Source organism: Bradyrhizobium sp. SBR1B, from assembly GCF_014198205.1.
GTDB lineage: Bacteria > Pseudomonadota > Alphaproteobacteria > Rhizobiales > Xanthobacteraceae > Bradyrhizobium.
The window spans coordinates 290555-303667 of sequence record NZ_JACIHC010000002.1 but is presented as its reverse complement, the minus strand read 5'-3'; the positions used below and the strand labels follow the sequence as shown (position 1 = coordinate 303667).

Genomic DNA, 13113 nt, shown 5'->3' with positions numbered 1-13113 from the left:
AGAACTCAACGCGATGGCAAGTTACTGATCAGCAATTTATGCGCCTCGGCCGGCGTGCATGAATGGCCGGCGCGAGGTTTCGGGTCTGTGGAACAGGAACGCTATTGTTCCTTGTCCTTGCCGGACATGATGTCGAAATAGGTCCGTCGCGACTTGTCCGGCCCGGCGCCATAGGCGTAGTTCGGAGACGGCGTCTGATAGCCCGGCGGCGGCTCGACCAGCGACTGGCGCGGCGGCTCCTCGGTGAATTTCTTTTCTTCGGTGGCGTTGCCGCCCTTCATCATATTCCACAGGCCGCCGGAGAAGCCGAGTTCGGCGGGGCTGAGTGACGGATTGCCGTTGGTGCCCGGCTGGATCGGGTCATTGCTTGTCCGGGGGGCTGCGGCGACCTGGCCGGCCTTCATCTCGGCGGGCGTCAGCTGTCGGGCGGCCTGCCAGTTTTCCGTTTCCTTGGTTGCCTTCTTGCGCGCGGCGATGGCTTCCTTGCGGCGCTTCTCCTCGGGGTCCTTGGGCCAGTTCGGCGCGGCCTTGGCCTGGGTCGCGGGAGGCGGCAGGTCGAGCTTGGGCGGCACCACCAGCGGCGAGCGCTCGCGGTATTCGATGCCGGGCTTTTCCATGCTCTTGGCGCCGATGCCGGACATCAGATTGTCGATGATCTTCTCTTCGAAGGTCATCCCGTCATCTTCATCGTCGTCGTCACCGGCGCGTGCTGCGCCGGCCGACATGACGAGGCCGATGCCGAGCGCGACGGCGGACAATCTCAACGCCCGCCAAAGCCCCAATCGGGGGTCTCGAACCATCGAAATGCTGGTCTTCGAGCTGCGCATTACTGTACCTGTTCCATATTGTGTCAGATCGCCGCTCGCACGCGGCAAACCCTCGCAAAGGCCGGGTTCCACCTGCCGGTCCGTATCGGCCGGGATCAGGGCGCTTTTGCGGCGGGTACCCCCAGGAAGGAATCATACAATAGCCCCGCCACCCCAGCAACGATCGCCACGTCGGCGAGGTTAAACACATACCAATTATAGGTATTTCCGCCGATCTCGATGTGGAGCAGGGCGAAATCGACCACCGCGCCATAGGCGAGGCGGTCGATGCCGTTGCCGATGGCGCCGCCGATGATCAGGCCCAACGCGATCGTGGCAAGCCGGGTGTGCGAGCGGGCCATCCAGATCGCCAGCGCGACCACGGCGATGGCCTTGACGGCCATCAGCGCGAGCTGCGCCGCCTGGCCGTCGTTCTGCAGCCAGCCGAAGCTGATGCCGATGTTCCAGGCCAGCACCAGGTCGAAGAACGGCGTCACCTTGACCACACCCTGACGGGCGAGGTCGAACACGTTCAGCAGCCAGAGCTTTGAGGCCTGGTCGGCCACGAGCGTGACCAGGGCCGCGAGGATGCCGGCGCGGAGCGGGGTCATGGCCGCGGGATCAGACGCTCACGCCCAACGCCTTCCACTCGCGCAGCGCCTTGGCATCGCGTGGGGTGACGTCGGGATATTCAGCGTCTTCGCCGACCATCGGGGAGATCTTCCAGGAGCGGGCGCATTTGGTGCCGACCGCCTTCTCCACCACGACCGCGACACCGGGCACGGCATCGAGCCGGAACGCCTCGGCGGGCGCCTCGCCCTCACGCACCTCGTAGTTCGAGGTGATGCAGATTTCGGCGAGGTCGACGTCGAACAGCGTCATCAGCATCTCCCGGTCGGCGACATAGATCACCGGCGAGGCCTCCAGCGAGGAGCCGATGTTCTTGGCGGCACGTTCGAGCTCGAGCGCGCCGGTGACGACACGGCGGACGTTGCGGATCGCTTCCCATTTCGCGGCGAGCTTGTCGTCGCGCAAGCCTTCGAGATCGGTCGGGAACAGCGTCAGATGCACCGATGGCTCCGCATCGGGCCGGTACATGCGCCAACCTTCCTCCGCGGTGAAGCTGAGGATCGGCGCCAGCCATTTCAGGACCGAGGCGCACAACAGATCGATCGTCGTCAGCGCCGCCTTGCGCGTTGGAGACGACGGCGGATCGCAATAAAGCGTGTCCTTGCGGATGTCGAAATAGAACGCCGAGAGCTCGCTGTTCAGGAAAGCCGACAGGATCGCGACCACCGATTTGAAGTCGAACTCTCGATAGGCCTTGTCGACCGCAGCCGCGCGCACCGCGAGCTCGTGCAGCATCAGCCGTTCGAGCTCGGGCATCTCGGCAGGCGCCACTGCGTCGGCCGGCTTGTAATGATGCAGCGTGCCGAGCATCCAGCGCACGGTGTTGCGCAGCTTGCGGTAGGTCTCGACGGTGTTCTTCAGGATCTCGGGACCGATGCGCTGGTCGTCGGTGTAGTCGCAGGACGCGACCCAGAGCCTCAAGATGTCGGCGCCGGATTCCTTGATGACGGCCTGCGGCTCGATGGTGTTGCCGAGCGACTTCGACATCTTGCGGCCGTCCTCGGCCTGGGTGAAGCCGTGGGTCAGCACGACGTCGTAGGGCGCGCGGCCGCGGGTGCCGCAGCTCTCCAGCAGCGAGGAGTGGAACCAGCCGCGATGCTGGTCCGAGCCTTCCAGATACATCACCGTGTCGGTGCCGCCGTCGACCTTGCGCTTGATGCCAGCGAGCCCGGGAAACTGCACGGGGTCCTCGAGCACGAAGGCGTGCGTCGAGCCGGAATCGAACCAGACGTCGAGAATATCGTCGACCTTTTGCCAGTCTTCATTGGCCCGTGCGCCCAGGAAGCGCTCGCGCGCGCCCTTCGCGTACCAGGCATCGGCGCCTTCCTGCTCGAAGGCGTCGCCGATACGGGTGTTGACGGCCTCGTCCTGGAGGATCTCGGCGGAGCCGTCGCCCTTCTCGCGCACGAACACGGCGATCGGCACGCCCCAGGCGCGCTGACGCGAGATCACCCAGTCGGGCCGCGCCTCGATCATGCCGTTGATGCGGTTCTCGCCTGACGGCGGCACCCATTGCGTCACCGAGATCGCGTGCAGCGCGCGGGCGCGCAGCGTGTCGCCGCTCTTGGTCTTGCCGCCCTGCGCCACGTCCTTGTCCATCGCGATGAACCATTGCGGCGTATTGCGGAAGATCACCGGCTTCTTGGAGCGCCAGGAGTGCGGATATTGGTGCTTGAGCCGGCCGCGCGCGAGCAGCATGCCCTTTTCGACGAGCGCCTTGATCACGGCCTCGTTGGCGTCGCCCTTCTCGCCCTTGTCGTTGATGACGCGCTTGCCGGCAAAGCCCGGCGCATGATCGGTGTAGGCGCCGTTCTCGTCGACGGTGTAGGGGATTGCCGTGGTGATGCCGCGCGCATCGAGCTCGCGCGCCTGCGCCATCCAGGCATCGAAGTCCTCACGGCCATGGCCGGGCGCGGTGTGCACGAAGCCGGTGCCGGTGTCGTCGGTGACGTGGTCGCCGGGGAGCAGCGGCACGATGAAGTCGTAGCCGCCGGCAAGACCCTTCAGCGGATGGGCGCATTCGATCGCGTCCATGGTGTCGCCGGGCACGTCGCGCACCTTCTCGAAGGCCGTCACGCGCGCCTGCTTGAAGACCTCTTCAGCGAGCGCGTCGGCGAGGATCAGGAGATCTCCGGTCCTGGCCCAATTGTCGGCGGGCGCGTCCGTCACCTTGTACAGGCCGTAGGCGATCTTCGGCGAGAACGAGATGGCGCGGTTGCCCGGCAACGTCCACGGCGTGGTGGTCCAGATCACGACGCTTGCGGTAGCGAGCGCACCGTGCGCGGGGGAGGTGACCGGGAATTTCACCCACACCGTATCGGAGGTGTAGTCCTCGTACTCGACCTCGGCTTCGGCCAATGCGGTCTTCTCGACCACGCTCCACATCACCGGCTTGGAGCCGCGATAGAGCGTGCCGTTGGCTGCGAACTTCATCAGTTCGCGCGCGATCTGGGCTTCGGCCGGGAAGCTCATGGTGGCGTAGGGATGGTCCCAGTCGCCGATCACACCCAAGCGCTTGAACTCCTCGCGTTGCACGCCGAGCCAATGCGTGGCGTAGGCGCGGCACTCCCGGCGGAAGTCGATCATCGCGGTGGAGTCGCGGAAGTCGGGCTTCTGCTTGCCCTTCTTGCGATAGTGCTCTTCCTCGACCTTCCATTCGATCGGCAGGCCGTGGCAGTCCCAGCCCGGCACGTAGTTGGAATCGAAGCCGAGCATCTGCTGGCTCTTGGTGACGAGATCCTTGAGGATCTTGTTCAGTGCGGTGCCGATATGGATGTTGCCGTTGGCATAGGGCGGGCCGTCATGCAGCACGAACTTGGCGCGGCCTTGGGCAGCCTCGCGCAGTCTCTCGTAGAGGCCGATCTCGTACCAGCGCTTGAGGATCTCCGGCTCGCGCTGCGGCAGGCCGGCGCGCATCGGGAATTCGGTCTGCGGCAGGAACAGGGTCTTCGAATAGTCTTTGGCTTCAGACTTGGGGGACTTTTGCGGCTTTTCGGACATGAGGCTGACTGGCTCGGAAGGGCGCGGGAACGGATGGCGATGCGGAATCGCGGGGTGAAACGACAAAATCCCGGTCTTGCGCCGAGCCGAAGGCTCAGGCGGAAGCCGGGCCGCTAATCCCTATGATGCGCCGCGCAAACATGGGCCCTCCATAGCAGGGGGCCAAGGGAAGCGCAAAGGTTCGGGGAAGCCGGGTTCGGGCTCAATCGATGGTGCCGAGCCGCGGAAATGCGTCCGGGGCGGCGGCCAGGATGGCGCGGGCACGGGCGGAATCGTCGTCCATCTGGCGGATCAGGGCCTGCAGACTGTCGAATTTCAGCTCCTCGCGGATGAAGCCGACGAAGGCGCAGTCCAGAGCCTGCCCGTAGAGGTCGCCCTTGAAGTCGAACAGGAAGATCTCGAGCAGCGGGGCACCGTTATCGAAGGTCGGGCGGCGGCCGAAGCTTGCAACCCCGTCCAGCCGCTCAGGCCCGCGGCCGACCCGCACCGCATAGATGCCGTGCTTCAGTCCGCAATTGGCGTCCAGGCGGATGTTGGCGGTGGGATAGCCGAGATCGCGGCCGCGCTTTTCGCCGTGGATGACCTCGCCGGTGACGAACCAGGGCGCGCCCAGCATGGTGGTGGCTTCGCCAAGGAGGCCTTCGGCGAGTGCGATCCGGATGGCGCTGGAGGACACCGGCCGCTCGTCGATATCGACATGGGGCTGCACGTCGACCTCGATGCCGAGGCGGGGCGCTTCGTTGACCAGAAGGCTCGGCGAGCCGACCCGTCCTTTGCCGAAATGGAAGTCATAGCCGACCGCGATCCCGCTGACGCCGAGCCGCCCGATCAGGTCATGGTGAATGAAGTCTTGCGCGCTGGTCCCGGCACGGGCCTTGTCGAAGGTCATGACCACGGCGCCGGCTAGCCCGGTGCCGGCCAGGAGCCGCAGCTTGGCCCGCTCGTCCGTCAGGCGGAATTGGGGGGTGTTGGGGCTGAAAAACCGCCGCGGATGCGGCTCGAAGGTCAATGCCAGCGCGGGGCGGCCCTGCGCCCGGCCCATTTCCAGGGCTGCGGCGATCACCGCGCGGTGGCCGAGATGAACCCCGTCGAAATTGCCCATGGCGACCACGGCACCCCTTGGAATCGCGGAGACCGGCGTGGTGTCGCGGATAATGGTAAAATGCGGAGCCATCAGGGGAATTCTCAAACCGGCAGGATCGGGCGGGACCGTGGCGCGACCGGCCGGATGAAGTCAAGCGGGAGGGAGGCGGCCACATCGAACGCGATTTCAGTTCTTGGCGGGCGTCCCCAATTAACGCGCTGTTTAACGCCTTGGTGCTAGTCCTTGAGCGTGGAACTGCCGGGCTCCGGCTTGGGCAGGTCCGATCGTAATATTCCTTGGGTTTGCGTTGGGGGAGTCGAGATGGCGGTTGATTTGTCGATGCCGGTTCTGGTGGTGGACGACTACAGCACCATGATCCGTATCATCAGGAATCTGCTGAAGCAGCTTGGCTTCGAGAACATCGATGATGCCAGCGACGGTTCGGCAGCACTGAACAAGATGCGCGGCAAGAAGTACGGGCTCGTGATCTCCGACTGGAACATGGAGCCGATGACGGGTTACGACCTGCTGCGCGAAGTGCGCGCGGATCCGAACCTCGCCACCACGCCCTTCATCATGATCACCGCGGAATCCAAGACCGAGAACGTGATCGCGGCCAAGAAGGCCGGTGTGAACAACTACATCGTCAAGCCGTTCAACGCGGCGACGCTGAAGACCAAGATCGAGGCGGTCTTCCCGGACATGGCGAGCGCGTAAAGCGCCGCCTGATCCAAACACAGCTTTCAAAAGAGATCGTCATGCCCGGGCTTGTCCCGGGCATCCACGTTCTTGGGCGTTGGAAGCAAGTCGTGGATGGCCGGGTCATAGGCGAGCGGAAGCGACGCCGTCCTTCGGACGGCTGTGCCCGGCCATGACGGTGTTGAGAGCTAAGCAATTGGTCTAAGCCGGCGTCAGTTCACGCCCAGCCGTCACCACTTCAATTCGCGCATCAGCGCCTTCGGCGGGTGGCCGAACAATTCCATCACCGATATCGGGTCGAGCTGATCGAGGCCCTCGAACTCCTCGGCATGGATGCCGCGGGTGACGAACAGGCAGTCGATGCCGAATTCGCGCGCGCCGGTTAAGTCGGTGCGGACGGAATCGCCGATCGCCAGTACTTTCTTCCGGTCGATCGGGTGGCCCTGGCGTTCACCGGCAAGTGCCATTGCGCGCTCATAGATCGGCCGGTGCGGCTTGCCGTAGAAGATCACTTCGCCGCCGAGCTCGCGATAGAGCTCCGCGATGGCGCCGGCGCAATAGATCAGCCGGTCGCCGCGTTCCACCACGATGTCGGGATTGGCGCAGACCAGCGTCAGCTTGCGCTCGCGCGCCTTCAGCATCATGCCGCGATAGTCTTCCGCCGTTTCGGTCTCGTCGTCATAGAGGCCGGTGCAGACGATGTAGTCGGCTTCCTCCAGCGGCGCGGTTTTCGCGTCGAGCCCGCGATAGATCGAGTTGTCGCGCTCGGGACCGAGCCAGAACATCTTGCGGCCGGGATGCTCGGCGACATAGAGCCGGGTCAGGTCGCCGGACGACACGATCGCGTCATAGGTCTCGTCGGCGACGCCGAGCTTGCGCAACTGCCGCTGCACGCTATCGGCCGGGCGCGGGGCGTTGGTGATCAGGATCACCGTACCGCCGCGGCTGCGATAAGTGTGCAACGCCTCGCAGGCTTCGGGGAAGGATTCGAGGCCGTTATGGACCACGCCCCAGATGTCGCTGAGCACGACATCGACACCGCCCACGAGCTCGCGCAGGCTTTCGGCGAAATGCAGTGTGGTCATGATGCGCAGCGTCGATCAGATGCGGCGCGCGAGCGCCGCGTTGCCGGTGATGCGTTGTGCCGGAGCGGCTGACGTCGCGCCAGATGTCGCGCCTTGGCTGGGGGGAGCGGAGCCATTGGATCCCTGAATGTCCTGCGCCTGGTTCGGCGAGGCCCCGCCGGTAGCAGATGCCCCCTCAGGCCGCAATGGCCGGGGCGGCGCGAACAGGAAGCCCTGGCCGAACCGCACGTCATAGTCGAGCAGGTCCACGACCGCGCGCTCGCCTTCGATCCTTTCGGCGATCAGGTCGATGCCGAAGCGGCCGAGCAGGTCGGAGAGGTCGGAAGGATGGATGTCCGAGGCTGAGGCCTGCCGGGGGTCGAGCAGCAGGGTGGCCGGCACCTTGATGAAGCGCACCCCGCGGTCGGCCAGCTCGCGCGGCTCGATGCGCAAATCGGTGACATGGTCGATCGAGAAACGGAAGCCGCGCTGAGCGAGCGCCGCGAGATTCTCGGTCTCGGCCGGGCCGAGACTGCGGAACGTCGATTGCTTGAACTCCAGCACCAGCGAGGGCGCCAGCGCCCGGTTGGCTTCGAGGAAGTCGAGGCATTGCGCGAAGGTGGTGGAATTGCCGAGCGTGGAGGCTGCGACGTTGCAGAACACGCCGACGTCCTTGTTGCGCACCATCAGGCGCCGCAACACCTGCACACAGCGCAGCATTACCATGTTGTCGATGCGTCCGATCAGGCCGGACGCTTCTGCGATGCTGATGAACTCCTCGGCGGCGATCAGCTGGTCGCGCTCGTCACGCAGGCGCGTCACGGCTTCGTAGAACCGCACCTTGCGTTGCGGCAGCGTCACCATCGGCTGCAGGAAGATGTCGATGCGGTTTTCGTCGATCGCGTTGCGCAGCGTCGCCAGCAGCTGGGTCTGGTTGCGCCCGTTGACTACCGGAACCGGATTGGCGGCCTGGGTCTGGATCGCCGGTGCCGGTCGTGACGGCGGTGCGGGCAGCGGAGGCGGGGCAGGCCGCTCCTCGAACGGCGCAATCAGGTCGATTGGCGCCTCCGGCTCCAGCCTGGCGATCGGAGCGGGAACGGGAGCTGGCGCATTGCCGGCCAACAAATCCTCATGGGTCGAGACGGTGGTGGCGAGCTGCCTGACCAATCCGCCGAGCTCGTTGATCTCGCCGACCACCGACTGGATGCGGTCGGAGTTGGTCGAATTGGACGAGGCGATACGTCCCTCGATCGCGGCCAGGCGGCGACCGAACTCCGCCACCTGGCGGGCGAGGTCGGCGGTGCCGCGCGACAAATCGGCGATCTGGCCGCCGACGTCGCTGCGGTCGCGCAGCCGCATCGACACCGCGTTGTAGAGGATCAGGAAGGTCAGCGCGGTCAGCGCCACGATCGCGGATTCGGTTCCGCTGATGCCGGCGACGGCGTAGAGCACAAGCCCGAGCGAGGCCGCGACCAGTACCATGCAGATGGCGATGAAGATCGTCGAAATGCGAATCATGCTGCGCGTTACGCCTCAAAGAGCTGACTGCCTCACCCGGGAAAACACGGGTCACTGTGCGAACCCGTCACGCCTCATGCTCCCCCAAGCTGCAGGAGCTTATCATCATTGTTGATTCGAGGGGATAGCGGCCCGTTCCCGGGCGCGGTCAGGCTGGCGCGGCGGCCCCGACCGTGTCGGCCGAGACGGCGTCGCGGGTGCCGAGCGGCTTGGGCGGCCCCGCGGTCGTGTCCTTCAGCGTCTGCCGTTCGATCTCTGAATTCAGCTCGGCGCCGAACATGATGACGATCGCCGACATCCACATCCAGGTCATCAGGCCGATCGCCGCGCCGAGCGAGCCGTAGGTCGCATTGTAGTTGGCAAACTCCGAGAGATACCAAGACAGCAGCGCCGAGCCGGCGATCCAGAGGATGGCGGCGATCACCGCGCCGAGGCTCAGCCATTGCCAGCGCGGCGCATCGCGGCTGGGCGCGAAGCGGTAGAGGATCGCAAGCGCTACCAGCAGGATGAGGAACATGAGCGGCCATCGTGCCAGCGCCACGATCAGCTTGCTTTCAGGTGCCATGCCGAGATGATTGAGCGCCAGCGGAAAGGCTACGACAACCCCCACCATCACCAGCAGTGCCACGATGCCGCCGACCGTGAAGGCCAGCGAGACCATGTTGAGCCGGATAAAGCTGCGCTTCTCGCGTTCCTCATAGGCCACATTGAGGGCATCGAAGATCGCCTTGACCCCCGCATTGGCGCTCCAGATCGCCAGCAGAAGGCCGAGCAGGAACGTGGCACCGAGCGTGGTATTGCCATGCGAGACCACGCGCGCCACTTGGTCCTCGACGATCTGAAACGAGCCCTCGGGCAGCATCGTTGCAAGCGTCTGCAGATTGGCGCTGATTGTCGCGGGATCGGCGAACAGGCCGTAAGACGAGACCACCGCCGTGACCGCCGGGAAGACCGCGAGCAGCCCGAAGAACACGACGCCGCCCGCGGTCGCCAGCAGGCGATCCTCATCGATGCGCTGATAGGTCCGCCAGAAGATATCCTTCCAGCCCTTCCAGGGGATCTCAAACGGGCTCTTGGCGCGGCGGCCATGGCCGGGCTGCACGGCCGCGCGCGCGGGATGCGTTTCCGGTGAATTCGCCTCGCCTTTGCGATGGTCTTGCGGTGGCCCCGATGGGACCAGGTCCCTGTCCTGAAAGTAGCGCTCCGCCGTCAGCACGAAGACGGCCGTCGCCGCCACCAGCAGCCAGGAGTCGATCTGTTCGGAGCGCCGCACCAGCATTTAAGCGTCCAATCTCCGGCCGTGACGCCGGCGGCGCGCTGCCGTGAACCCTGCCAACCCAATCGCGGCGAGCATCAAGCCAAGCTGCACGGGTCGGTTGGTGCGAACGGGCCGGGCTCTTGCGCCATGGCGGCGCTCGCCTGGTGCGAGCGGCGCAAGGGGAATCGTGGTCGCAACCTCCTTCACGGCCTCCTTGACCGTTCCGCGCGGGATCCGCGGGGTCGCGATCGCAACGCGCAACCGGCTGGCCAGCGGCACGATCGGCTTGGCTTTGCGCTTCATCTGCGCCATTGCCACGCCCGCGCAGACCGCCGCCAGCACCAGCAGCACGCCGCCGACGGCACCGAAATCCCAGAACTGCCCGTAGTTGATGGCGACCCAGCGGTACAGGGCGATCAGCCCGACGAAGAATGCCGCGATCACGAACAGGCCCGCGACCGCAAACAGCCCGCCGGCCACGGCGTAAGACGTCACCTTGCCGGTCGCCTGGCTGGTCTGGTCACGCAGATAGGATTGAGCGGCGCGTTTGACGTGGTTGAGCTTCAGCGCCATGCCGGCGCGCAGCAATTCGCCCGATGGCGCGAGCATACGGACATCCTCCGAGAGCGAGAAAATTCGTTCGGGGGATGAACGTGGCGGAATTTGACTTGTTCCGACGGAGCTCCGTCCGTCGTGGTGAATCAGGCGAGATCGGCGGCCGCGATCCAGAACACCTCGCCCTCGGAGTCTTCGGTGTCGAGCCAGAGCAGCGGCAGTTCCGGAAAGGCCTCGTCGACCAATTCGCGGCCGCGGCCGATCTCGCAGATCAGTCCGCCGTCCGGGGTGAGATGATCGGGCGCCTCAGCCAGGATGCGGCGGACCACGTCGAGGCCGTCGGCGCCACCGTCGAAGGCGAGCTTGGGTTCGGCCCGGCACTCAGGCGGCAGTGCGGCCATGCCTTCTGCGTCGACATAGGGCGGGTTGGTGATGATCAGGTCGTAACGCGCATCGCCGAGCGGGGCGAACAGATCGCCGCGATACAGGCTGATCCGGTCCTCGAGCCCGTATTCGCCGACATTTCGCGTGGCGACCTCGAACGCTCCCTTCGAGATATCGACGGCATCGATGGCGGCGTTCGGGAAATGCTGCGCGGCGAGGATGGCGAGGCATCCCGATCCCGTGCAGAGATCGAGCACGCGCTCTACGCCCGTAGGGTCGTCGATCAGCGATCCGGCCTCGCCGTCGCCGCCAAAATGCGAATCCAGCAGTTCGCCGATGAAGGAGCGCGGAACGATGACGCGCTCGTCGACATAGAAGGGCAGGCCACGCATGTAGATCTTGTTGACGAGATAGGCGGCCGGTTTGCGCGTGGTCACGCGCTGGTGGATCAGATCGAGCACGGTCTTGCCCTCGGCGGCCGTGACGCGCGCGTTGGCAAAGCTTTCGAGCTGTTCGGGATGCAGATGCAGCGCCTCGCAGACCAGGAAGGCGGCTTCGGCGACCGGATCGGTCGTGCCATGAGCAAAGGCGAGTTTTGCTTCAACGAAGCGGCTCACCGCGTAGCGGACATAGTCGAGCAGCGTGAGAAGCTCGCCGCGTCCGACTGTCGCGAGCTTCGGCGCGGCGCGGCTGCGCGCGGTCTTTTTGGATGCTCTTGCCATCAGGATTTGGTCCAGCGTGCGGCGGCCTCGTCGTCACGGGCGTGGGCCTCGACCCAGCCGGTGCCGGTGGCGCTCTCTTCCTTCTTCCAGAACGGGGCGCTGGTCTTGAGGTAGTCCATCAGGAACTCGGCGGCATGGAATGCGGCCTGGCGGTGCTGCGAGGCGGTCAGCACCAGCACGATGTTCTGGCCCGGCATGAAGCGGCCGACGCGATGGATCACGGTGACGCCGTTCAGCGGCCAGCGCGAGGTCGCCTCGTCGGCATGGCGCATGATCTCTTCCTCGGCCATGCCAGGATAGTGCTCGAGCGTGAGCGCGGCGACCTTGGCGCTGTCATCGTCCGCGCGGCAGATGCCGGAGAAGCTCACGACCGCGCCGATGTCGGTCCGGCTCTTGGTCAGGACCGCGATCTCGCGCGCGATGTCGAAATCGTCTTCCTGAATACGGATGGTGACAGGGCAGCTGGCGGCTGGGGAAGACATGGCCTAACCGCCGGTCATCGGCGGGAAAAACGCGATCTCGCGGGCGCCCGCGATCGCGGCATCCGATTTGACATGAGCGTGGTCGATCGCGGTGCGGATCACCTTCGGCTTCTCGAACGCGTAGGCATAGGCCTCGCTCTGGCCGGACAGCCAGGCGATCAACTCCTCGACGGTGCGCACGGTCGCCGGCGGCTCGATGGTCTCCTCCGCCTTGCCGACGCGCTCGCGCACCCAGGCGAAATACTTCACCTTCATCCCTCGTCCTCCTTGATGAGGTGATGGATGCCGGCGCGGAAATAATCGTAGCCGGTATAGATGGTCACGATCGCCGAGGCCCACAGCAGCGCGAGGCCAATCATCGAGACGACGGGCACCACCTCGTCGCCGGCCGGTCCTGCGAGCAGGAAGCCGATCGCGACGAGCTGGACCGTGGTCTTCCACTTCGCAAGCTTGGTCACGGGCACGCTGACCCGGAGCGCGGCGAGGTATTCGCGCAGGCCCGAGACCAGGATCTCGCGGCACAGGATCACGATGGCGGCCCACAGCGACCAGCCATGGATGATGCCGTCGGCGGCCAGCATCAGCAGGCACGAGGCGACCAATAGCTTGTCGGCGATCGGGTCGAGCATCCGGCCGAACGCCGATTGCTGATTCCAGATCCGCGCGTAATAGCCGTCGAGGTAATCGGTGACCGCGGCCGCGATGAAGAGGGCGACCGCCACCCAGCGCAGCCAGAGCGGCTGATCCAGAATCGACTGCGCATAGATGCATCCGACGACGACCGGGATCGCGGCGATCCGGCCATAGGTCAGGATGTTGGGGAGGGACATCGCGCGGCTGGTCGTCCCTCGTGTGGTGGCGATGTTCATCCGTCCTACCAATACCGCTGCTGCCTGAACGTCAACCGTCCC

13 protein-coding genes are annotated in these 13113 nt (G+C 65.4%); 1 reads left to right on the top strand and 12 read right to left on the bottom strand.

Going from position 1 to position 13113, the window contains the following annotated elements; all coding sequences use genetic code 11:
- Positions 1-101: 101 nt before the first annotated feature.
- The 4 genes from GGD61_RS06115 to GGD61_RS06100 all read right to left on the bottom strand — a co-directional run bounded on the left by GGD61_RS06115 (position 102) and on the right by GGD61_RS06100 (position 5610).
- Entirely contained in the window at positions 102-827 is a 726-nt protein-coding gene (locus GGD61_RS06115; RefSeq protein WP_092255207.1) for a hypothetical protein, read from the bottom strand.
- Between the two features lie 95 nt (positions 828-922).
- The gene (gene lspA, locus GGD61_RS06110; RefSeq protein WP_183230429.1) at positions 923-1417 is read right to left on the bottom strand and encodes a signal peptidase II; all 495 of its coding nucleotides are present in this window, start codon (positions 1415-1417) and stop codon (positions 923-925) included.
- Positions 1418-1427: 10 nt separating this feature from the next.
- The gene (ileS, locus tag GGD61_RS06105; protein ID WP_183230428.1) at positions 1428-4436 is read right to left on the bottom strand and encodes an isoleucine--tRNA ligase; all 3009 of its coding nucleotides are present in this window, start codon (positions 4434-4436) and stop codon (positions 1428-1430) included.
- A 202-nt stretch (positions 4437-4638) separates the two neighbouring features.
- On the bottom strand, positions 4639-5610 hold the full coding sequence (locus GGD61_RS06100) for a bifunctional riboflavin kinase/FAD synthetase (RefSeq protein WP_183230427.1): 972 nt from the start codon (positions 5608-5610) through the stop codon (positions 4639-4641).
- A 231-nt stretch (positions 5611-5841) separates the two neighbouring features.
- Here GGD61_RS06100 and GGD61_RS06095 point away from each other — a divergent pair, with 231 nt between their 5' ends.
- Entirely contained in the window at positions 5842-6237 is a 396-nt protein-coding gene (locus GGD61_RS06095; protein ID WP_008567674.1) for a response regulator, read from the top strand.
- A 212-nt stretch (positions 6238-6449) separates the two neighbouring features.
- On the opposite strand, the gene GGD61_RS06090 is transcribed toward GGD61_RS06095, so the two are convergent.
- The 8 genes from GGD61_RS06090 to pgsA all read right to left on the bottom strand — a co-directional run bounded on the left by GGD61_RS06090 (position 6450) and on the right by pgsA (position 13071).
- Complete coding sequence (locus tag GGD61_RS06090) at positions 6450-7304, bottom strand: TIGR01459 family HAD-type hydrolase (RefSeq protein ID WP_183230426.1); 855 nt, start codon at positions 7302-7304, stop codon at positions 6450-6452.
- A 15-nt stretch (positions 7305-7319) separates the two neighbouring features.
- A complete protein-coding gene (locus GGD61_RS06085; RefSeq protein WP_183230425.1) occupies positions 7320-8801 on the bottom strand; it encodes an EAL domain-containing protein in 1482 nt (493 codons plus the stop codon).
- A gap of 148 nt (positions 8802-8949) precedes the next feature.
- Complete coding sequence (locus GGD61_RS06080; RefSeq protein ID WP_018318359.1) at positions 8950-10080, bottom strand: YihY/virulence factor BrkB family protein; 1131 nt, start codon at positions 10078-10080, stop codon at positions 8950-8952.
- Entirely contained in the window at positions 10081-10668 is a 588-nt protein-coding gene (locus GGD61_RS06075; protein WP_183230424.1) for a phage holin family protein, read from the bottom strand.
- Positions 10669-10760: 92 nt separating this feature from the next.
- A complete protein-coding gene (gene prmB, locus GGD61_RS06070; protein WP_183230423.1) occupies positions 10761-11720 on the bottom strand; it encodes a 50S ribosomal protein L3 N(5)-glutamine methyltransferase in 960 nt (319 codons plus the stop codon).
- Entirely contained in the window at positions 11720-12202 is a 483-nt protein-coding gene (locus GGD61_RS06065; RefSeq protein ID WP_092255112.1) for a molybdenum cofactor biosynthesis protein MoaE, read from the bottom strand. Before GGD61_RS06065 ends, prmB begins: the two co-directional genes overlap by 1 nt.
- 3 nt (positions 12203-12205) lie before the next feature.
- A complete protein-coding gene (moaD, locus tag GGD61_RS06060; RefSeq protein ID WP_018318355.1) occupies positions 12206-12457 on the bottom strand; it encodes a molybdopterin converting factor subunit 1 in 252 nt (83 codons plus the stop codon).
- A complete protein-coding gene (gene pgsA, locus GGD61_RS06055; RefSeq protein ID WP_018318354.1) occupies positions 12454-13071 on the bottom strand; it encodes a CDP-diacylglycerol--glycerol-3-phosphate 3-phosphatidyltransferase in 618 nt (205 codons plus the stop codon). The genes moaD and pgsA overlap by 4 nt, the downstream gene beginning before the upstream one ends.
- Positions 13072-13113 lie beyond the last annotated feature (42 nt).